Origin of the sequence: Streptomyces sp. NPDC005202, assembly GCF_040608235.1 — a bacterium.
Classification (GTDB): Bacteria; Actinomycetota; Actinomycetes; order Streptomycetales; family Streptomycetaceae; genus Streptomyces.
The window spans coordinates 195801-218207 of sequence record NZ_JBEXHW010000003.1 but is presented as its reverse complement, the minus strand read 5'-3'; the positions used below and the strand labels follow the sequence as shown (position 1 = coordinate 218207).

Here is a 22407-nt window from a genome sequence, read left to right as displayed (position 1 = left end):
AGCGGCAACCTCGGCAGCCGGAACCTGGGCGGCCCGCACCAGTGCCGTCGGATCCTCCGCCGTCTCCCCGAGCAGCCGCAGGAACTCCTCCCCCAGCTCGGCCGTGGCCGCCGCGTCCAGGATGTCCAGGTTGTGGTCGAGCCGGATGCGTGCCGCGTCCGGGGTCATGGTGATCATCAGGTCGAGGTCGGAGTAGCCGGTGCCGGCCGGCAGCACCTCCAGCTGGGTGAGACGGTGCGAGGAGCGCACGTAGTTGAAGTAGACCTCGACGAGCGGCGCGTTCTCCCGGTGCAGCCCCTGCCGGGCCAGCGTGGCCAGGACGTCCGAGAACGTGGCGCCCTTGGCCAGGACCCGCTGCAGGCGCCCGTCCGTGCGGCGCAGCACCTCGGCGACCGGCTCGCCCGCCCGGGCCTCCGCCGGGAACGGCACCGGTACGCCGAAGAAGCCCACCGCGTCGTAGGCGTCGGCGTGAATACGGGTGTCCACGGGCACGGCGAGCACGAACCGCTCCCGCTCCCGCTTCCTGGCCAGCAGCACCGTCAGCGTGCCGAGGCAGAAGGCTGCGGGAGTGATCGCCAGCCTGCTCGCGGCCGCCGACATCCGCTCCATCAGCCCGTCGGGGATCGTCACGGTCACGCTGCCGGCCCGGTACGACCGTGCCGCCGGGCGGGGCCGGGCGAGCTCCAGGTCGAGCCGCTCGCTGCCGTGGAAGTGCTCGCGCCACTCGGCGCCGGCGCCCTCACCGCCCTGCTGGGCCTCGACGAGCAGGTGGACGTCGCGGTTGGTGACGGCACCCACGAGCGGGGTGCCGGACAGTTCCGCGTCGATCTCTCCGGCCACGAGCAGCAGCGACTGCAGATCGCTCACCGCGTGGTGGGCGCCGAACACCAGGATCTGGCCGCGCGGGCCGCCGTCCACCAACTCGAACCGCCACAACGGCGCCCTCCCCAGGTCGAAGGGCGGCTCCAGCAGCTCCCGCAGCCGGTCGGCGGCATCGAGTTCGCCCTCGGCGGTCGTCCAGCGCAGCACCGGCCCGGCCACCTCCCGGTCCACGCGCAGCTGCCGGCCGCCTTCGCTGCCGGTGACGATCGCGGTGCGCAGGGCCGCGTGCCGGGCGACGAGGCGGTCGAGGATGCCGGTGAGCGTCTCGCGGGTGGTCGGCGTGGTCAGGCGTACGGCCAGGCCGATGCCGTGCGCCGCCTCGGGCATGCCCGGCTGGGCGCTGCGCAGCAGTCGTACGACGTCGCGGGTCGCGGGCCGCAGTTCGGTCTCCGGCACGTCCGCCGTGAGGTCGGCGGGCCGCTCCTGCGCCACGGCCTCGCGCTCCGGCAGGGCCTCGCCCAGAGCCCGGGCGAGGCCGCGGATGTCGGAGGCCGCGAACACGTCGGCGGCCGGGAGCTCGGCGCCCAGTTCGCGGGCGAAGGCGTTGCGCAGCCGTACCAGCATGAGGGAGTCGAGGCCCAGTTCCTTCAGGGCAGTGGTCGCGGACACGTCCACCGCTCCCCCGGAGACCTCGCCGATCCGGGCCCGTACGTACGCCTCGAGCCAGGTGGTGCGGTCCTGGTCGGTCGTCGCCGCGAACACCTTCTTGACGAGGTCGTCGGAGGCGGCCGTGCCCGTCGGTGCGGTGACCAGATCGCCCAGGATCGGGCGGGTGCGCACGGCGTCCGGCACGAGGGTCAGCATCTCCCAGTCCAGGGCGAGGGGAGCGAGCTGGCGGCGGGCCGTGCCCAGCACCCGCTCGAACAACTCGCCGCCCTCCTGCGGGGAGAAGGCGATCAGGCCCGACCGGCTGGTCTCGGCGGCCCGGGTGCCGGACTCGGCGACCATGCCGACTCCGGCCCAGGCGCCCCAGTCCAGGCTCAGCGCCCGGCGGTCGGTGCGGGAGAGGTGGTGCGCCCAGGCGTCGAGGAAGGCATTCGCCGCCGAGTACGGGGACTGCCCGGCCGAGCCGAGGAGTCCGGCCGCCGAGGCGAACAGGACCAGGGTTTCGGCTTCCGGGGTCAGTTCGGTGAGGAGGGCGGTGCCCAGGACCTTGGGGGCGAGCACGCGCAGGACGCGTTCGTCGGTCAGGTTCGCCACCGTGGCGTCGTCGAGCACACCGGCCGCGTGCACGACTGCGGCGATCGGGCCGGCCTCTCGTCGTAGGGCCTCCAGGGCGGCCGCGAGACCGTCCCGATCGGCGACGTCGGCGCGGGTGAGGTGCACGGTGACGCCGCGCTCTTCGAGGCCCTCGATCCAGCGCGCGGTGTCCGGGTCGGGCGTGCCACGGCTCATCAACGCCAATCGGCGGGCACCGCGCCGGACCAGTCGCTCGGCGACGACGCGGCCGAGGCCGCCCAGACCGCCGGTGATCAGGTGCACGTCGTCCGGGGCGGTCTCGCCGTGGCCGTCGTCGTCCGGGTGGGTGCGGGCCAGGCGCGGCACCAGCCGGCCCGCCCCGCGCAGGGCGACGAGCCGTTCGTCGTCCGCGTGCCTGAGCTGGGTCCACAGGCCGTCGACGCCGCCGGTGGGCGGCAGGTCGATCAGCGTGGTCGACAGCTCCGGGTACTCCTGCGCCACCGCGAGCCCGAAGCCCCAGGCGAGCGCCTGCTGGGGGTTGGTCACCCGGGTGCTGTCACCGGCGGGCTGACTGCCGCGCACGACCACGAACAGGCGTGGCGCGCGGCTCTGCTGACGGTCGGCCAGCGTGCGCACCAGGTGCAGGGTGCTCAGGCAGCACAGCCGCGCGGCCTCCTCGGCCGTATGGGCGTCCTCGATGGCCGGGGCGTCGAGCGCGGAGAGCTGGACCACCCGCTCGGGCGGTCCGTCCGGGAAGGCCTCGTCCAGCAGCCGGGCCAGGTGCTGCGGATCGGCCGGGTCGAGGACGTACCGGCCGGGCCCCTCTGCGGCGAAGGCGCTGCCGCTGCGGGCGATGACGTGCGGCACCGAGGAGCCGAGCCGCTCGCCGAGTTCGCCGGCCACTCCGGTGTCGTCGGCCAGGATCAGCCAGCTGCCGTGGGCGGGCGGTTCCTGGGCGACCGGGCGCGGCTGCCAGCGGGTCTCGAAGAGCGCGCCGTCCAGCGGCGAGAGTGCGGCCAGCTCGAATTCCTCGGCCTCCAGGACCAGTTGCTCGTTCTCGTCCCAGATCCTCAGGTCCAGGGTCGCGGTGTCGCCGCCCACGGACCGCAGCTGGCAGGTCACCCACGCGGGTGTGGTGCGCAGCCCGGTGAACCGCAGCCGTCCGACGCCGGCGGGCACGAACGCCCGGCCCTCGGGTGCGTCGCCGGGCAGGGCGGCCGTGTGGAAGGCGGCGTCGAGGACCACGGGGTGCAGGAGGTGACCGGCGGCGGGCCTGGCGGTCAGCCGGCCGACGGCCGCGGCCTGCGTGCGGTGCCCCGTCTCGAGCCCCCGGAAGGCGGGGCCGTAGTCGATGCCGAGGGCGGTCAGCCCGGCGTAGACGGCCGACAGGTCGACCTCTTCCGCACACTGCTCGCGCACCGCGGCGAGCTGCGCGTCGGTCGGGGACCCCACCGCGTGCACCGCGACGCGTCCGCTGACGTGCCGCTCCCACCGCGTACGCCGCTCACCGGCGGCCGCGGAGGCGACGGTGAAGGCACGGAAACCGTCCTCGGCGGGCCGCAGGACCAGTTGCAGCCGTACGGGCCGCTCGGGATCCAGCCGCAGCGGCTGGACGAACCTGACGTCGGCCAGGCGCACGTCGTGGCCGTCCTGCACGGCCGAGGCGGCCTCCAGGGCCATGTCGAGGAGGGCGGCACCCGGCAGCCAGACCTCGCCGTTGACCCGGTGGTCGGTCAGATAGGCGAAACGGCTGTCACTGAGGTCGATGTCGCTCTGGAAGAGGTGCCGGTCGGGCTCGTCGCTGGACTCGACGTGCGTGCCCAGGAGCGGCGAGGAGCCTGCCGCGGTGGCCGGTGCGGGCGCGAGCCAGTGACGCTCGCGGGCGAACGCGTACGTGGGCAGGTCGACGCGGCGGCCCTCGGGGAACAGCACCGTCCAGTCGGGCGTGTGCCCGGCGGCGTACAACTCGCCCAGCCTGCGTAGCAGAACGTCGTGCCCGTCCTGCTGCCGGCGCAGCGAGCCGACACCCACCGCGTCGATCCCGGCCTCGGCCGCCACCGCCTCGATCGAGGAGAGCAGCGACGGGTGCGGGCTGAGCTCGACGAAGTAGCGGTAGCCGTCGTCCAGCATTTGTCGGACCGTGTCCGCGAAGCGGACGGGTCGGCTGAGGTTGGCGTACCAGTAGTCGGCGTCCAGCCGGTCACCGGGGACGGGTTCGGCAAGGACCGTCGAGTACAGGGGGGTCGGTGCCTGTGTGCCCCGGATGCCGGAGAGGCGGTCGAGCAGCTCCTCCCGCAGCGGTTCCATCAGCGGTGTGTGCGAGGCGAACGGCGTCGACAGCCGTCGTACGGGGATCTCCTGCTCCTCGAGGTGCCGGCGCAGCTCGGCCAGCGCGTCGGCGTCGCCGGAGACGGCCATGGAGCCGGAGCTGTTGACCGCGGCGACGAACAGCCGGCCCGCGTACGGTGCGAGCAGCTCCTCGACCCGCGTGCGCGGCAGCTCGACGGACACCATGCCGCCCTGCCCGACCAGGGGTACGACGGCCTGGGCGCGGCCCGTGACGACGGCGACGGCGTCGTCGAGGGTGAGGGCGCCCGCGCTGTACGCGGCGGCGATCTCGCCCAGGCTGTGGCCGACCACGGCGTCGGGGGTGATGCCGAGGGGCCGCCAGGCGGCGGCCAGCGCCGCGTTGACCGCGAACAGCACCGGCTGCAGGTACTCGGTCCGGTCGAGCGGGGAGAACTCCTCCGGTGCCCGCAGCACGTTGAGCACGGACCAGCCGACGTACCGCTGCACCGCCTCGTCGATGCGGGTCAGCTCCTCGCGGAACGCTTCCGACCCGGCCATCAACCCCAGGCCCATGCCGGGCCATTGGCCGCCGTGCCCGGCGAAGACGAAGGCCACCTTGCCGGTCTGCTCCTCGTGCGGCGGGACGACCGGCGCCCGTCCGCTGCCCAACCCTTGGAGCAGTGCGCGCAGTTCGTCCCGGTCGCCCGCCGCGATCGCGGCCCGCCACTCGAAGTGGCTGCGGTGCCGCGCGAGGGTGTGGGCGACGTCCGGCAGGGAGGTGTCCTCGGTCAGGTGCCGGGCCAGCCGGGCGGCCTGCCCCCGCAGCGCGGCCTCGCTCCGTGCGGACACGACGAACAGCTGCTTTCCGGCCGGGAGTTCGCTCGTGAACTCGGCCTCGGCCGGCGGAGCCTCCTCGACGATCACGTGCGCGTTGGTTCCGCTGATCCCGAAGGCGCTGACCCCGGCTCGCCGGACCCGCTCCCCCGCCGCCGGCCAGGCCACCGGCTCCTGCAGCAGGTGCAGTCCGCTGCCGTCCCAGTCGACGTGCCTGCTGGGCGTGCCGGCGTGCAGGGTGGCCGGCAGGGTCTGGTGCCGCAGCGACTGCACCACCTTGATCAGCCCGGCCACGCCCGAAGCGGCCTGCGTGTGCCCGAGGTTGGACTTGAGCGAGCCCAGGTACAGGGGGTGGTCCTGGGGGCGCGAGTCACCGAAGACCTGCGACAGGGCGTTCGCCTCGATCGGGTCGCCCAGTGTCGTGCCCGTGCCGTGCGCCTCCACGTAGTCGATGTCGGCGGGTTCCAGCCCGGACAGCTCCAGCGCCCGCCGGATCACCTGCTCCTGGGCCGGGCCGTTGGGCGCGGACAGCCCCTGGCTGCGGCCGTCCTGGTTGACGGCCGTGCCACGCAGCACCGCCAGTACCCGGTCACCGTCGCGCCGTGCGTCGCTCAGCCGCTTCAGTACGATCATGCCGGCGCCCTCGGCCCAGATGGCGCCGTCGGCGTCGTCGGAGAAGGACCGGCAGCGGCCGGTCGCGGACAGGCCCCGCAGTCGGCTGAACTCCACGAAGGTCTGCGGCGTCACCATGAGCGTCACGCCTCCGGCGAGTGCCAGGTCGCACTCGCCCGACCGCAGCGCCTGTGCCGCCAGGTGCACCGCGACCAGTGACGACGAGCACGCCGTGTCGACCGTCAGCGCGGGGCCGTGCAGCCCCAGCGCGTACGCGAGCCGGCCCGAGGCCACGCTCAGCGCCGACCCCGTGCCGACGTACCCGTCCAGCTGGTCGAGCCGGGAGCCCGCGAGATAGTCGCTGCCGAACATGCCGACGTACACGCCGGTGGTGCTCCCCGCCAGTCGCGCGGGCACGATCCCGGCGCGCTCCAGCGCCTCCCACGCCGTCTCCAGGAGCAGCCGCTGCTGCGGGTCCATGGCCGCCGCCTCCTTCGGGGTGATGCCGAAGAAGCCCGCGTCGAAGGACTCGATGTCGTCGAGGAAGCCGCCTTCCCGGGCGTACGACTTGCCCGGGGCGTCCGGGTCGGGGTCGTACAGGGACTCCACGTCCCACCGCCCGGCCGGGAACGGGCCGACCGCGTCGTGGCCCTCCGCGACCAGCCGCCACAGGCCCTCCGGGTCGTTCACGCCGCCCGGAAGGCGGCAGGCCATGGCCACGAGGGCCACCGGCTCGTCGGACGGCGCGGCCGTGGTGCGGGTGGGGCGGGAGTCGGGGCGACGGGTGGTACGGCCGCTCGTCGCGAGCGCGGTGGTCAGCAGGTACTCGGCGAGGCGGGCCGGGGTGGGGTGGTCGAACAGCAGGGTCGCGGGGAGCCTGGCGCCGAGGCGGGCGCCGATGCGGTTGCGCAGTTCGACGGCCGTCACGGAGTCCATGCCGAGTTCGCGCAGCGGCTGGTCGGGGCGGACGGACTCCGCCGAGCGCAGGCCGAGGGCGCGGGAGGCCTCCTCGCGGACCAGGGCCAGGACGCGGTCGGCGCGTTCGGCCTCCGGCAGCCGGGCCAGGCGGTCCGCCAGGCCGTCGCCGCCGTCCTGCCCGGTGCGGGGTGCGGGCAGCAGCGAGCGCCACAGGGCGGCCGAGGGGCCGCCCGCGGCGGCCGTGGTCTCGCGCAGGCGGGGCAGGTCCAGGGCCCAGGCGACCAGGTGCGCAGCGCCCCGGCGCAGGGAGAGTTCGACCAGGTCGCGGCCCTGGTCGGGGGTGAGGGGACGGTGGCCGAGGCGGGCCATGCGCTCCAGGTCGGCGTGTGCGGCGGCGAGGCCCTCGCCCGACCAGGCGCCGAAGGAGACCGACACGGCGGGCAGGCCCAGGGCCCTTCGGCGGTGGGCGAGTTGGTCGAGGAAGACGTTGGCGGCCGCGTAGTTGGCCTGGCCCGCGTTGCCGACGACACCGGCGGCCGAGGAGACCAGCAGGAACATCCGCAGCGGGGTGTCGGCGGTGAGCCGGTGCAGGTGGGCGGCGCCGTCGGCCTTGGGGCGCAGTACTCCGGCGAGGCGTTCGGGCGTCAGCTCGGCAACCACCCCGTCGTCCAGGATTCCGGCGCAGTGCACGACGCCACGCAGCGGCAGCTCGTCGCCGATCCGTCCGAGGACGTCGGCCACGGCCCTCGCGTCCGCGACGTCGCACGCCGCGACCTCGATCTCGGTGCCGAGCGCGGTGAGTTCGGCGGTGACCTCGGCGGTGCGCGGGTCTGCGGCACCCTGACGGGAGGTCAGCAGCAGGCGTGGTACGCCGCGTTCGGCGAAAAGCCGGGCGATGTGGCGGCCGACCGCGCCGAGGCCTCCGGTGATCAGCACGGTGCCGTCGGTGGGTGCCCACGCGAGGTCCGTGTCCTTGGCGCGGGCGCGCACCAGCCGGGGCGCGAGCAGCGTGCCCGCGCGGAGGGCGAGTTCGGGCTCGTCGGGGTGGGCGACGGCCTCCAGCAGGGCGCCCGCGGGGTCGCCGCTGTCGAGGTCGAGCAGCGTCAGCCCGAGGTCCGGGTGCTCGGTGCGGGCGCTGCGGGCCAGACCCCACAGCACCGACTGGGCGAGGCCCGGCACCGTGTCCCCGTCGCCGGCCGCGACCGCGCCACGGGTCACCCAGACGGTCCGGGTGGGCGCCTCGTTCCGCGTGACGAGCCCTTGCAGTTCGGCCAGGGCGACTGCCGCCAACTCCCGTGCCGCGGCGGCCGGTTCGGCGTCGTCGGCCGGGCGTGGCCAGAACCGTACGAGGACGTCGGCCCCCGTCTCGCCCAGCTGGATCCCGGCCGCTTCGAGTCCGTGCAGGGCGGCGGTGACCTCCGGATCCGTGCCGTCGCCGACGAAAGCCCACTCGGCGCCCGGCGCCCCTGCGGGCTCTTCGGTCACGGCCGTCCACGCCACCTCGTACAGATGCCGGCCGTTCTCCGAGGCGCTGGTCAGGTCGGCCGGGTCGGCTGCGCGCAGGCGTACGCCCTCCAGGCGGCCGGCCGGGAAGCCGTCGGCGTCCCACAGTGTGACGTCCAGCGTGAGGTCCGTACCGGAGCCTCCCGTGCGCCGTACGGACGCCGTCAGCTCGTCGGCGCCGCCGGACGGCAGCACACAGCGGCCCACCGCGACCGGCAGCAGCACCCTGCCCTCGGAGGCGTCGAACCCGGCGGCCACGTGCAGTGCGGCGTCCAGCAGCGCTGGGTGGACCGGGTAGGGGTCGGCGAGGTCGCGGGCGACGGACGGCAGCGACAGCCGGGCCAGCAGCTCGCCGTCGCCGGTGACCACCGCCTCGCGTACGCCCTGGAAGGCGGGGCCGTAGCGGAGGCCGAGGCCGGTCAGTCGCTCGTACGTCTGCGGGCTCCACGCCGGTTCGGCGGCCTCCGGCCACACCGGCGGCTGCCCCGCCGTCACCCCGGCCGGCTCCGCCGCCGACGCGGTGGCGTGCAGGGTCCAGCCCGTGGCCTCCTGACCGCGCGGACGGCTGTGCACGGTGATCTCCGGCACCGAGTGGGCGGTGACCACCTCGACGGACACCTCGACCGTGCCGATGGGGGTACCTCCCTGTTCGAGCGAAGTCGATAACTTGGGGGAGGGCAGTACGAGGGGCGTGAGGAGGAGCAGGTCGGTGACGTCGGCCGGGGCGTCCGGGCGGGCCACGGCGAGTGCGGCGCGGCACAGCTCCATGAGGGTGGTGCCCGACACCACGGTCCGGCCGAAGACGGTGTGGTCGGGCAGCCAGTCGGCGGTGGCCGGAGACCACTCGTTGCGGAAGGTCCAGCGGGTCGCGTCCGCCGACTGCAACTGGACGCCGAGCAACGGGTGCGCGGCGCGGTCGAAGAGGCCAGGGACGCCGGCGGCGGACTCGGGCTCGATCCAGTGGCGCTGGGTGTCCCAGGCGTAGGTCGGCAGGTCCGCGGGGGCGGTGTCGGCGACCAGGCGGCGCCAGTCGATCGTCCGTCCGTGGACGTGGAGTTCGGCGGCGGCGCGGTCCAGGCAGGCGGGTCCGTCTTCGTCGCGGCGGAGCGAGCCGACGGCGACCAGCTCGTGGCCGGAGTCCTCGCCGATCGTGTGCACGGCGGTGAGCAGGGACGGGTGGGGGCCGAGTTCGACGAAGTAGCGGTGGCCGTCGGCCGCCATGCGCTCCACGGTGGGCCCGAAGCGGACGGGTTCGCGCAGGTTGGAGTACCAGTAGTCGGCTTCCAGCTCCTCGGTGACCGGCTCACCGGTCACCGTCGAGTACCAGGCGACCGACGTGGGGTGGGTGGTGACGCCGTCGAGTTCGTCGAGGATCGTCGCGCGGACCGGCTCGACCTGGGCGCTGTGGGAGGCGTAGGCGACGTCGATGCGGCGGACGAAGACCTGCTCCCGGTCGAGGTCGGCGAGCAGTTCCTCCAGCGGCTCCACGTCACCGGCGATCACGGTGGCCCGGCCGCTGTTGACGGCGGCGACGGAGACCCGGCCGTCGAGACCGTCGAGGCGCCTCTCGACCTCGGTGTGCGGCAGGGCGACGACGGCCATCGTGCCGGTGCCGGACAGCTCCGTCAGGGCCCGGCTGCGAAGGGCGACCACCGCCGCCGCGTCGTTGAGGCTGAGCGCCCCGGCGACACAGGCCGCGGCGACCTCGCCCTGGCTGTGCCCGATCACGGCGTCCGGCCGTACGCCACGGGCCCGCCACACGGCGGCCAGGGACACCATCACCGCGAAGAGCACCGGCTGGACGACGTCCACGCGGTCCAGGGACGGCGCACCGGCGTCGCCCCGCAGGACGGCCGCCGCCGACCATTCGGTGAACGGGCGCAGGGCGGCGTCGCAGCGGTCGAGTTCGTCCGCGAACACCGGGTCGCTCTCCAGCAGGTCCCGGGCCATCCCGGCCCACTGGGCGCCCTGCCCGGGGAAGACGAAGGCCACCTTGCCGGCCGGGAGCGCGGTGTGCGGGCCGACGGTCAGGTCCGCGTCGGGCCGCCCCTCGGCGAGGGCCCGCAACGCGGTCAGCAGTTCGTCCCGGTCGGCCGCCTGGACGACGGCCCGGTGCTCGAAGTGGGTGCGGTGGTGGGCCAGCGTCGCGGCCACGGAGGCCAGCGGCAACCGCGCCTGGTCCGCGAGGAGTTGGCGCAGCCGATCGGCCTGTCCCTGAAGGGCGGGGAGGGTGCGGGCGGAGAGCGGGAAGAGGGTCGTGCCCGGCAGCTCCGCGTCCGTGGTGGGCCGTACGAGGTCGTCCGGTGCTTCCTCCAGCACCACGTGCGCGTTCGTGCCGCTGATCCCGAACGCGCTCACCCCCGCGCGGCGTGTGCGGTCGCCGCTCCGCGGCCACGCCTGGGCGCTGCGGTGGATGCGTAGGCCGCTGCCCGCCCAGTCGATGTGCTCCGTGAGCGTCTCGGCGTGCAGGGACGCCGGGATGAGCTCGTGCCTCAGGGCCAGCACCGTCTTGATGACGCCGCCGATACCCGCCGCGGCCTGCGTGTGACCGATGTTGGACTTCAGGGAGCCGACGCCGAGGGGCCGTTCGGCTTGGCGGCCCGGTCCGAAGACGGCAGCCAGCGCCCGGCCCTCGATGGGGTCGCCGAGCAGGGTGCCCGTGCCGTGCGCCTCGACGTAGTCCAGGTCGTCCGGCGCGAGTCCGGCGGCGTCCAGGGCGGCGCGCAGCACCCGTTCCTGGGCCGGGCCGTTCGGCGCGCTCAGTCCCTGGCTGCGACCGTCCTGGTTGATGGCGGAGCCCTTGACGACGGCGAGGACGCGGTCGCCGTCGCGTCGGGCGTCCGCGAGCCGCTTCAGCAGGACCACGCCGCAGCCCTCGGCCCACACCACGCCGTCCGCGTCGGCCGAGAACGGGCTGCACCGGCCGGACGGCGACAGCCCGCGTAGCCTGCTGAACTCCACGTGCCCGCGCGGGGTCACCATGAGCGTCGCGCCGCCCGCCAGCGCGAGGTCGCACTCCCCGCCAGCCAGCGCCCGCGCCGCGAGGTGCAGGGCGACGAGGGAGGAGGAGCAGGCGGTGTCGACGGTGACCGCCGGGCCCTGCAGACCGAGGGTGTAGGCGATGCGCCCCGAGGCCACGCTGGACGCCGAGCCCGTGCCGACGTGCCCGTCGAGCTGGGCGAGCGAGGCCGAGGCGAGGTATCCGCTGTCGTACAGGCCGATGTAGACGCCCGTGGAGCTGCCGTGCAGCGCATCCGGGACGATGCCGGCCCGCTCGATGGCCTCCCAGGTGGTCTGCAGCAGCAGCCGCTGCTGCGGGTCCATGGCGGCGGCCTCGCGGGGCGAGATCCCGAAGAAGGGCGCGTCGAAGCGGTCGATGCCGTCGAGGAAGCCGCCGCGCAGGGTGTACGCCTTGCCGGTGGCCTCGGGGTCGGGGTCGTAGAGCCCCTGGGTGTCCCAACGGCCCGCGGGTACCTCGGAGATGGCGTCGCCGCCCGCGGCGAGCAGCCGCCACAGCCCTTCGGGGTCCTCGGCGCCGCCGGGGAAGCGGCAGGCCATGGAGACGATCGCGATGTCGTCGTCCGTCCGCACGGGGGTGTCGTGCGCTGCCAAGTCGGCCGGTTCCGTGGGCTGTTCGCCGAGGATTGCCGCGGCGAGCTCCGTGATCGTGGGGTGGTTGAAGACGAGGGACGGCTCCACGGACCGGCCGGTTTGCGCGGCGAGCTCCGCGGCCAGTGCCACCAACTGGCGTGATCCCAGGCCGAATTCGGCGATCGGCCGGTCCGGGTCGACGGCCAGCGGGTCGAGCCCGGCAACCTCGGCGACGGCTGAGGCCAGCCTGGCGCGCAGGCCCTCGGGGGTGGTGACGGACGTCTCGGCGGACTGCTTCGGGAACTCGTTCGCAGGCATCGGGGCAGGTGTCCTCAGGAACGGGGGTTCAGGCGGTTTCCGTACGACCGGTACGGGGGCCGCGTACGACGGATGCGGGTACCGCACCTGTCGTACCGACGCGGGTGCCGCACCGGTCGTACCGATGCGGGTGCCGCAGCGGGTGCCGCACCGGTCGTACGGATGCGTGTGCTGTATCGGTCGTACGACGGCGGACCGTCACCGGCGCGGACGCGCGCGCCGGCGACGGGGTGATGTCATCTCGGAGCGGGCTCGCCGATCACGGAGAGGGTGCCGTCGAGGTACGCCGCCCGGGTGGCGCGGCGCTGGATCTTCCCGCTGGAGGTCTTGGGGATGGTGCCGGGGCGGACCAGCACGACGTCGCGCACCGACAGGCCGTGGGCCTCGCCGATCGCGCTGCGGACCTGGTCGGCGATCTTCTCCGCCTCGCCTACCGCCTCCGGGGCCACCTCGGCGACGACGACGGGCTGCTCGCCCTCCACCCCGCCGTCCACGGCGAACGTGGCCGTGCAGCCGGGCCGCAGCGCCGGGTGGGACATCTCGGCGGACAGTTCCAGGTCCTGCGGGTAGTGGTTGCGTCCGTCGATGACGATCAGGTCCTTGAGGCGGCCGGTGACGAACAGCTCGCCGTCCCGCAGGAATCCGAGGTCGCCGGTGCGCAGGAAGCGGCCCTCACGGCCGGTCAGGGTGGCCCGGAAGGTCTCGCGGGTGGCGAGGGCGTTGCGCCAGTAGCCCTTGGCGACGCTGGCGCCGCCGACCCAGATCTCGCCGACCTCGCCCTCGGGCAGCTCCTCCTGCCGCTCGGGGTCGGCGATCACCACGGTCAGGCCGGGGCCGGGACGGCCGCAGCCGACCGCCGCCGCGTCGGCCGCACCGGCATGCGGGCCGCTTCCGTCGGCCTCGAGCAGCGTCGGCGGGGTGTCCACCGAGCCGCCGGTGACCATCAAGGTGGCCTCGGCCAGGCCGTAGCAGGGGTAGAGGGCCTCACGGCGGAAGCCGGCCGCACCGAAGGTCTCGGTGAACCTCCGCAGGGTGGCGGCCCGTACCGGTTCGGCGCCGTTGAAGGCGACCTTCCAGCTGCTCAGGTCGAGGCCGTCGAGGAGGTCGGGCGTGGCGTGCTTCAGGCACAGCTCGTAGGCGAAGTTGGGGCCGCCGCTGGTGTGCGGACGGTAGCGGCTGATGGCGTTCAGCCAGCGCTGGGGCTGTTGCAGGAAATGCAACGGCGAGAAGAGCGTGGCGGTCGCGCCGAGGTAGACCGTGTTGAGGACCGGGCCGATGAGGCCCATGTCGTGGTACACGGGCAGCCAGCTGACGAACATCTCGTGTCCGTACTCCGCGCTCGCGTCCGGGGTGTGCCCCATCCGCTCCGTGACCACTCGTTCGTTGTCCAGCAGGTTCCCGTGGGTCACCATCACGCCGCGCGGGGCGGAGGTGGAGCCGGAGGTGTACTGGAGGAAGGCGACCGAATCGGCGGTGAGGTCGGGTTCGCGCCAGGAGCCGGCCGCGTCGTCGGGGATGTCCTCGGTGGTGACGCGGGTGATCCCGTCCAGTTCGGGCAGGTGCTCCGCCAACGCGCGTAGGGCGCCGACGACTTCACGTCCGCCAAGGATCACCTTGGCGTCCGCGTCGGCGATCAGACGCTTCATCCGCATCAGGCCCCGGTGGTTCTGCGACCGTCCCTGCGGGGGCACACCCGGGACGGCAACGACCCCGGCGGCGAGGCAGCCCAGGAAGGCAGAGACGAACTCGAGGCCGGGCGGATACAGCAGCATGGCGCGGGAGCCGGCCAGGCCGCGTTCCTGCAGCCAGGCGGCGATGGCCCGGGAACGGCAGGCCAGTTGTCCGTAGGAGATCTCCTGAGTCTCTGCATCACAGTCGCCCGTGACGAGGTAGCGGTAGGCGGTGCGGTCGGGATGGTGCGAGGCGTGTTCGGTCAGTAAATCGACCAGTGAACGAACCATGTGACGAGTCTCACCTGTCCGGATCAGCGGGCGAGGGAACTGGAGTTCAATGGCCGCAGGAATGCGTACCCGCAGAAGCCGTCGGCCGACCTGGCCCCCTTGCCAGGCGATCCGTCTCGACCACCCACCCGAGGAACTGCGGCGATGCGGCCACAGGCTCCCCGTGCCCCCCGTTCAGCTTGCTACTAACGAGTAACACCATAACAAGTTCCGCCGGTCGACGGGTCGAACACACGTAAACGCTGCGTGTCCAAACGGAGTTGGGGCGGTCAGCGCCACGAAACCCGACGGCCACCGGCACGGCTGCTCCGACATCCGTGTCCCCCTGACGCTCCGCGTCGGCTGAGCCCACGCAGCCGCCTTCACATTTTCTGCACTTCACCCTCACCGGCCGGCCACTTGTTGTGTATGCTCCTGGCGCTCCATTCGCACCACCGAGGGGGGATTCCTCATGCGTATACGCTCTGCGCTGACTGTTGCCGCCACCGCCGGGACGCTTGCCGTCGTCGCTTCGGCCCCGGCACAGGCCACCGAGTACTCCTCCGCCCTGAAGATCAAGGGCGTCCAGTACGACGCGCCCGGGCGGGACTCCAACAACTGCCGCACCGGCAACACCAAGGACGAGTACCTGACGATCAAGAACTACTCGCGCAGCACGACCGTCAACCTCAAGGGCTACGTCGTCAGGGACGCCGCCGGCAACCGCTTCACGTTCCCCGCCAACCACTATCTCCAGCCCGGCGACTACGTGAAGCTGCGCGGGGGCCACGGCACGGACTCCGACGCCCAGAACGTCGTCTACCGCCGGAACTGCAACTTCATCTGGAACAACGACAAGGACACCATCTACCTGTACAAGCCCTCGGGTTCCCGCGCCGACGTCCACTCCTACACCAAGGCGCGCGACGACCGAGACGGCAACGGGTACATCACCTACCACGGCTGACCCCCGCCACGGCCGGCCACCGTCGCCGCCGTTCCCGGCCGCCCGAGCCGCATTACCAACTGCCATGGATCGAGGGCCGGTTGGGGCCGCGTCGCCGCTGTTCTCGCCGCCGCAACTCTCACCGCTGGTGAACTGCACGTTCTGCAGGTCCTTGCGTCGACGAGGTCGGGCTCGGCCGGCGAGGCCCGGCCGGGCCAACTGCCGTTCCGTTCCGTGGCTTTGCAGAACCAGGGTCGTCGGCTACGCCGTACCGGGCCCTGCTGACCCACCCGGCCGCCGGGATCGCCCCGGCGGCCGCGCTGGGCTGGTCGGCAGGCGGGCTCTGGGAACTCCCCGGCGGCAAGAACACCGCCGACGAGGACTTCGTCGACACAGCCGTCCGGGAACTGGAGGAGGAAACCGGGCTGAAAGCCGACCGCGCGGACGCACGGCTGCCGGCCCTCGTGATGGACTCCGTCCACGGCATTCCCCGGGTGACCGCCGCCGTCCGCATCACCGCCCACACCGGTGAACCCACCGTCACCGAACCCCACTTGGTCCGCCGCTGGGAATGACACGAGGTCACCGACCTCCCGGTCCACGGACAGGCCCTGTTCACGCCGAGCGCCCATGTCATCGACACCGTATGGCCCGGGCTGCTGCCCGGCCTGCCTCCCGTCCACCGCTACCCGATCGCCCGCGCCCCGTCCGCCGAGCCCGCCCCGCAGTCCAAGGCGGCGGCCCGGCTGCGCCACGCCATGGTCGACCGGCTGGTGGACGACGGCCACATCAGCGCCGGCTGAGATGCACCACGCGCGGCACGGTCGGCGACCGCCCTCGCGGTGAGCGGGTCTCTCGGCCGGGCAGCCGGCGGCCTGGAAGGGGGTGGCGCCGTGTCTTCCGGTGACCCCCGCGGCGCTCGGGCCGGGGAACGCCGTGCGTAGGACGCGCCGTTCTACGGTTTCCGCCGTCGGCCCGACGCCCGCGGCATGGGCTGGACTCTCCGGGAACCGGCGGTCACCTGTTCGGGGTCGAGGATCTGGTCGCCGTACAGATCCTGCAGCCAGTTGGTCTGGTAGATGGTGTCGAGGTAGCGCTCGCCGAGGTCCGGGGCGATGGCCACCGCGGTGATGCCGCGCGTGGCATGTTGGTTCAACCAGTCCATCGCGCCGCTGACTATGGTCCCTGTGGAGCCGCCGAACAGGAAGCCGCGTCTGGCCAGACGGTGGCAGGTACGGATGGTGTCCGCCTCCTCGACCCGGATCACCTCGTCCACGTAGGACTCGTCGAGCAGCGGTGGGCGCATGCTCATGCCCAGGCCGGGAATCATCCGGCGGCCCGGCTTGCCGCCGAAGGCCACCGAGCCCACGCTGTCCACGGCGACGATCCGCACCGACCGGTGCCACTTCCGGAAGTATCGCGCGCAGCCCATCAGGGTCCCGGTGGTGCCCGCCCCGACGAACAGCACGTCAAGTCGCGGGAACTGGCTGGCGATCTCCGGCGCCGTCGTGCGGTAGTGCGCCCGCCAGTTGCCCGGATTGGTGTACTGACTGAGCCACACGTATCGGTCGTCGGACGCGCACAGCGCACGGACGTAGTCGATCCGCCGCGCGAGGAAGCCGTCGTTGGCGTCCAGGTCGGCGACGACGTGCACCTCGCTGCCCAACGACTCCATCAGCAATCTGGTCGACAGGTTGCAACGGGAGTCCGTCACGCACAGAAACCGGTACCCCTTGCTCGCGGCGATCATGCTGAGCGCCACGCCCAGGTTCCCGGACGAGGACTCGACCAGTATGGAATCCGACGTCAGGACTCCGTCACGCTCGGCGGTCTCGACCATCTCGTTCGCGGCCTTCAACTTGATGGAGCCGGCGAAGTTGAAGCCCTCACACTTCAGGTAGAGGGCGCGGCCGAAAATCGACTGGAGGTCGACATAGAGATCGCCTTCGTTGAAGGCGTGGGGAGCGGAGATGACGGGCACGGTGGGCCTCCTGATGCCAGAGCTGAGCGAAGTGGCTTCAGCCGTACCGGCGCAGATCGTGGAAGAAATCGTCGACGAGGCGGAGGTCTCCCGTCCGGGCTGCTTCGTCGTAGACGTACTTGCCGACGGCGAGGTCGAGAACGCCAAGCCCGAAGGGCGAGAAGATCACTGTCCGGTCGGTCGGCGGGGTCACTCGTCCGGCCATGACCTCGTCGAGGGTGCCGTCCAGGAAGTCGCGGTTGCCGGTGAGCTGCTCGGCCAGGTGGGGGGAGGTGTCGGCCTTCAGGCAGTGCTCGACGTCGTCGACGATGTTGGCCGAGGCGAGCAGGATCTCGGGGGCGAGGTCACGCAGGGACACGTGCAGGACCAGGGGGTGGTGCGTGAACCAGGCCGGGTCGGTGACGTGGGGTGCGCCGGCGACGGTGGCGAAGACCACCAGGTCGCTGGCGCGGATCAGCTCTTCGGGGCTGTCGTGGACCGTGACCTGTCCGGCGTGTCCGCTGGTGCCGGCCTGCCGCAGGTAGCCGCAGAACCCGGCGGTGCTGTCGGCGGACACGTCGTGCACGCCGATGGTGTCGAACGTCCACCCGGTGCCGGCCAGGAAGGTGTGGATGTAGCGGGCGATCAGGCCGGTGCCGAAGAATCCGATACGGGTCGGGCGGCGCCGGTTGCGGCTGAGCCAGTCGGCTGCCAGTGCGGCGGATGCCGCGGTTCTGGTGGCGCTGATGATCGAGCTTTCCAGGCAGGCGAACGGGTAGCCGGTGTCGTGGTCGTTGAGGACGAGGACCGCGGAGGCTCGGGGCAGACCGGCCGTCACATTGGCCGGGAAGCTGGAGATCCATTTCAGGCCGTCCACCCGTACCGGCCCGCCGATGGAGGCCGGCAGCGCGATGATCCGGTCCGTGGGGCGGTCGGGGAAGCGCAGGAAGTACGACGGCGGGTTGACCGAGTCCCCGGCGCCGTGCAGCCGGTAGGTGGCCTCGACCAGCTCCACGATCTCCTTCTCGCGCCCGTCGAGTGCTCGCTGCACCTGGGCGCCGGAGATCACCGCGAAGGTCGGCGCCGGGGCGGGACGGGGTGGGGCGGGCCGGGTGGCGGTGGAGGGTTGGGGGGTCATCGCCGGCTCGCCTCCAAAGGCAGACAGTGGTCGGCGGGGCGCTGGGGCTCGGCCATGGCGACCAGTACCTGGCGCTCTCCGGTGAAGGGCTCTCTGCTGTGTGCGGTGCGTACGTTGTCGACCAGCATGAGGTCGCCGGCCTGCCAGGGCTCGCGTCGGGTGTGCTCCTCGTAGGCGGCGTTGAGCAGGTGGACGACGTCCTCGCCGATCGGGGTGCCGTCTCCGAAGCGGGTGTTGAACGGCAGTCCGTCCTCGCCGTAGACGTCCACCAGGTACTCGCGTACCTCCGAGGCCAGCGTCCACTCGTTGAGGAAGGCGATCTGGTTGAACCAGCAGCGCCTGCCGGTGAGCGGGTGCCGTACCACGGCGCTGCGGCGCTGCTGGGTGTGCAGGGACCCGTCGGGCTGCCAGGCGAAGTCGATGGCGTGGGCGCGGCAGTAGCGCTCGATGGCAGCGCGGTCGTCGGTGCCGAACGACTCCGTCAGGGACGCCCCGATCTCGTCGTTGTAGCTCCGGGTGAGCAGCCAGCCCTCGCGCTCGAACCGCTCACTCAGCGCGGCGGGCAGCGCCTGGAGCACACGTTCCGCGTCGGCCACCGCGGTCGCTCCGCCCTGGCTGGGCGCGCTCGGACAGGCGAACAGCATCAGGCCGGGGAACTCCAGCCGGTAGCTCAGTTCATGGTGCATGCACATCGGCTGGTTGGCCGGCCAGGTGGAGGAGGAATACAGTCCGTGGCCGTAGGCCTGCCGGGGGGCGAAAGCCTCCCTCTCCGTCATCAAATCGCCGGCCAGTCCCGCGAAGACGGCACCGACCTGGTCCGCCTCCTGCAGGTCCAGGCCGCGGATGAGGAGCACACCGTGCTCGGTGACCTGCGCACGCAACGCGTCGCGGTTCTCGGCCGCCCAATGCGGTGCATCACCGGGGGCTTCGACATGCAGGATCGGGGGTTTGCCCGGTTGCGGTTCCACCTCGGGCAGGGCTGCCAGGGATGAGGACGACATCTGGTTTCCTTTCGGTTGCCGTTCAGGAGGCTCGAGCGGAGGCCGGCGATTCGGCGGCACTCAGGACGGCTTGTGCCGCTTCGGCCGGGCGGGTGCGCAGGAAGTAGTGGCCGCCGTCGGTGAGCTCGTGCAGCTCCACGTGTTCGGCCAGGAGCTGCCAGTCGCGGTACCGGTCGGCGAACTCCGCCGTGCTCGGGTCGTCGGCGGCGACGACCACGGTGACCGGCGCGGCCAGTTTCACCGCCGGGGGGCTTTCCAGGGCGTCGGCGAAATAGCGGTGTGCGGACACGCAGTCGTTCCGGTAGGCGGCACCGATGTGCTCGGCATGCCGCCCATTCAGCTCGCCCAGCTCGGTGTAGCCGCTGTCCGTGCTCAGCATCGCGGCGATCTCCGCGTTGCTCTGCCCGGTCAGCTCGGTGATGGCCGCGCGCCGGCCGGTGGCGGTGCCGAGCAGCTGGGCGCCGAGAAACACCCGCGGGACGTCCACCCCCCGTTCCTGCAGCTTCCGCGCCGTCTCCACGGCCGGCGCGGCCCCCGAGGAGTGGCCCCAGAGCATGACCCTGTTCAGGCCACGCCCGGTGATCTCGGCGATGACCTGCTCCACCACCTGCGCCATCGGCGCGAACGGCTCCTCCTGGGCGGCCAGGTCGTGACCGGGCAGGTCGACGGCGTAGACCGAGGGCCCGCTGCCCGCCAGGGCGCCGGCCATCGGCTGGAAGTTGACCGCGTTGCCGCCTGCGTAGGGGAAGCACACCAGGGCGCACTCCGGCGTACCGTCCGATTCCGACAGTGGCTGAAGCAGCTCCGGGCGCGCCCTGGTTGTGCCGTCGAGGAGTGCGGCGAGGTCGGCGAGCACCGGGTGACGGGTGATGTCCTTGAGGGACACCGCGCGGTCCAGGGCGAGGGTGAGTTTCACGGCCGACAGTGAGGTGCCGCCGGAGTCGAAGAAGTGGTCCTGTCGGCCGACGCGGTGCTCGGGAACGCCCAGCACCTCGGCCCACGCGCCCGCGAGCTTCCGCTCGGTCGGGGTGCGCGGGGCGCTCTGGTGCTCTCCGGTGGCGTCGTCCTCTGCGGCCGGCGCGGTCTGTTCGGCCAGCGCGGTCAGGGCCTTCCTGTCGGTTTTTCCGTTGGCGGTCAGCGGCAGGCTCTGCTGCCAGTGGAAGGCGGAGGGCACCATGTAGGCGGGCAGCACGGTGCCCAGCGCCTCGCGCAGCACGTCCGCCTGCAGGCACCGGCCGGTGTAGAAGGCGATCAGGTGCTTGCTGTGGCCCGCCCGCTCGGCGATGACGACCGCGCCGTCCCGCACTCCGGGCACCCGCAGCAGGGTGTTCTCGATCTCACCGATCTCGATACGGAAGCCGCGGATCTTGACCTGGTTGTCCCGGCGGCCGAGGAACTCCAGCTTGCCGCCGGGATGCCAGCGCCCCCAGTCACCTCCCAGGTAGAGCCGCTCCCCCGGCCGGTACGGATCGTCCCGGTAGGCCTCACGGGTCCGTTCGGGATCGTTGACGTATCCCCGGCCCACGCACACCCCGGAGAACGCGATCAGTCCCGGGGCGCCCAGCGGCACCAGCGACAGGTGTTCATCGACGACGTAGACATGCACGTTGTTGACGGCACGCCCCAACAGCACCCGTTCCGGCACCCCGTCCATGACCTCGTGGTTGGTGTCGTCCGAGGTCTCGGTCAGCCCATAGGCGTTGACGAGCTTGATCCCCGGCTGGATCGTGAACCAGCGCTGGACCAGCTCCCGCTTCAACGCCTCACCGGTCACCGACACACACGCCAGGTCCGGCAGTTCGCGGGGGTGCCGCTCCAGATACGACACCACCACCTCCAGGTAGGACGGGACGACCTGCGCCACACCCACCCGGCCTCGGACAAGCGTGTCGACGAACCGCTCCACATCCACGATCACCTCCTGCCCGACCAGCAGTGTTCGCCCGCCCACCAGCAGCGCAGCCAGCAACTGCCACAGCGAGATGTCGAAGCACTGCGGGGCCGTCTGCGCCACCACCCGGCCCTGACCGATCCCCAAGTCGTCGATCTTGGCGTGGAGATGGTTGAGCATGCCCGCGTGCTCGCACATCGCCCCCTTCGGCTCGCCGGTGGAGCCGGAGGTGAAGTAGATGTAGGCCAGCTGATCAGCCGCGACCTTCACCCCGACGTCACCGTAGTCGTGCTGTTCCGCGTACGCCGCCTCGACCAGCAGCCTCTCGACTCCCGGAAGCTTGGCCAGGGCCTGGTCGAGCGTGTCGGTGCCGGCGGACTCGGTCAGCACAAGCCAGCATCCGGCACGCGACAAGGTCGCCGAGATACGTCCCGCCGGAAAATGAGGCTCAATCGGCAGATACACGCCCCCGGCCTTGAACACCGCCAACACCGCGGCCAGCCAGTCGAGATTGCGTTCGGTGACCACCCCGACCACCTCTTCCCTGCCCAGCCCCCGCGCCAGCAGGGCCCGCGCCAGCCGGTTGGCGCGCGCATTGAGCTCCCGGTACGTCCACTCGAGGTCGCCGTGCACCGCCGCCACCGCTTCCGGATGCGCGCGCACCCGCTGCTCGAACAGCTCATGCACCCGTGCCTCCGGCAGCCTGCGGCACGGCCCGGCGAGCCCCTCGAGCTGACAGCGCACCTCCTCGGCCGACAGCAGACTCTGCCGGGCATGCCCGGCAGCCACATCAGCCGCCACCAGCCCCAGCGCAGCCAGGTGGTAGCCGCCGATCCGGGCCGCGCACTCGGCATCCAGCGCCTCGGTGCGATACCGCAACCGCACCACCGGATCTGCACCCCGGTCGCACCAGCCCACCCCCAGCACCGCGTCCTCGACCAGCCCGCCTTCAGCCCCCGCAGGGTCGAACACGACCTCGTACGACGGCCCCGCCACCCCTGACTCCCGCCGCAGCTCATCCACGGGAAAGTCCCGGTGCGCCAGCAACTCGGCCTCGACGCGGTGAGCGCTCACCACCAGCTCGCGCCACGACTCAGGGGCAACGGTCAGTCGGCACGGCAACGGACCAGCCCTCGTCCCGGCCACATACCCCGTCACCACGTCCTGCTCACCCGACAGAGCGGCCAGTACCTTGGCATGCGCAGCCAACAGCACCGAACTCACCGGCACTCCCAACTCGCCCGCCAACTCGCGTACGGCACCCATCACGTCGCCCGGCACCACCGCCTCGTACTCGGCCACACCCGCGACCGGCTCCCGCACCCACCGTGGGACCGCAGTGGAACCACCAGCGGCCAGTACGCGGCCCCAGTACTCCCGGTCCGCCTCCACATGCGCTCCCATC

General features: G+C 72.6%; 8 protein-coding genes. 2 read left to right on the top strand and 6 right to left on the bottom strand.

Annotation, left to right across the window (positions count from 1 at the left end):
* The coding region (locus ABZV31_RS07615) for an SDR family NAD(P)-dependent oxidoreductase (protein WP_355889518.1) at window positions 1-12126 on the bottom strand (12126 nt) is incomplete at its 3' end.
* Between the two features lie 236 nt (window positions 12127-12362).
* Window positions 12363-14087: a fatty acyl-AMP ligase gene (locus ABZV31_RS07610; RefSeq protein WP_355889515.1), complete on the bottom strand. Its 1725-nt coding sequence runs from the start codon at window positions 14085-14087 to the stop codon at window positions 12363-12365.
* 451 nt (window positions 14088-14538) lie between these two features.
* On the opposite strand from ABZV31_RS07610, the gene ABZV31_RS07605 reads away from it, so the two are divergent.
* Together ABZV31_RS07605 and ABZV31_RS07600 are read left to right on the top strand one after the other, a co-directional pair.
* Window positions 14539-15033, top strand: a complete 495-nt coding sequence (locus ABZV31_RS07605) for a lamin tail domain-containing protein (protein WP_355889513.1) — start codon at window positions 14539-14541, stop codon at window positions 15031-15033.
* 257 nt (window positions 15034-15290) lie between these two features.
* Window positions 15291-15587 (top strand): NUDIX hydrolase, encoded by a 297-nt coding sequence (locus ABZV31_RS07600; RefSeq protein WP_355890071.1) that lies wholly within the window; start codon window positions 15291-15293, stop codon window positions 15585-15587.
* Window positions 15588-15967: 380 nt separating this feature from the next.
* On the opposite strand, the gene sbnA is transcribed toward ABZV31_RS07600, so the two are convergent.
* From sbnA to ABZV31_RS07580, 4 genes are read right to left on the bottom strand one after another with little or no spacing between them, the layout of a single operon-like run.
* Window positions 15968-16993: a 2,3-diaminopropionate biosynthesis protein SbnA gene (gene sbnA, locus ABZV31_RS07595; RefSeq protein ID WP_355889510.1), complete on the bottom strand. Its 1026-nt coding sequence runs from the start codon at window positions 16991-16993 to the stop codon at window positions 15968-15970.
* A 37-nt stretch (window positions 16994-17030) separates the two neighbouring features.
* Window positions 17031-18110 carry a 2,3-diaminopropionate biosynthesis protein SbnB gene (sbnB, locus tag ABZV31_RS07590; protein WP_355889507.1) on the bottom strand — a complete coding sequence of 360 codons (1080 nt, stop codon included), beginning with the start codon at window positions 18108-18110 and terminating at the stop codon, window positions 17031-17033.
* A complete protein-coding gene (locus tag ABZV31_RS07585) occupies window positions 18107-19111 on the bottom strand; it encodes a TauD/TfdA family dioxygenase (protein WP_355889505.1) in 1005 nt (334 codons plus the stop codon). The genes sbnB and ABZV31_RS07585 overlap by 4 nt, the downstream gene beginning before the upstream one ends.
* A 22-nt stretch (window positions 19112-19133) precedes the next feature.
* On the bottom strand, window positions 19134-22406 hold the full coding sequence (locus tag ABZV31_RS07580) for an amino acid adenylation domain-containing protein (RefSeq protein ID WP_355889502.1): 3273 nt from the start codon (window positions 22404-22406) through the stop codon (window positions 19134-19136).
* Between the last annotated feature and the right edge of the window lies 1 nt (window position 22407).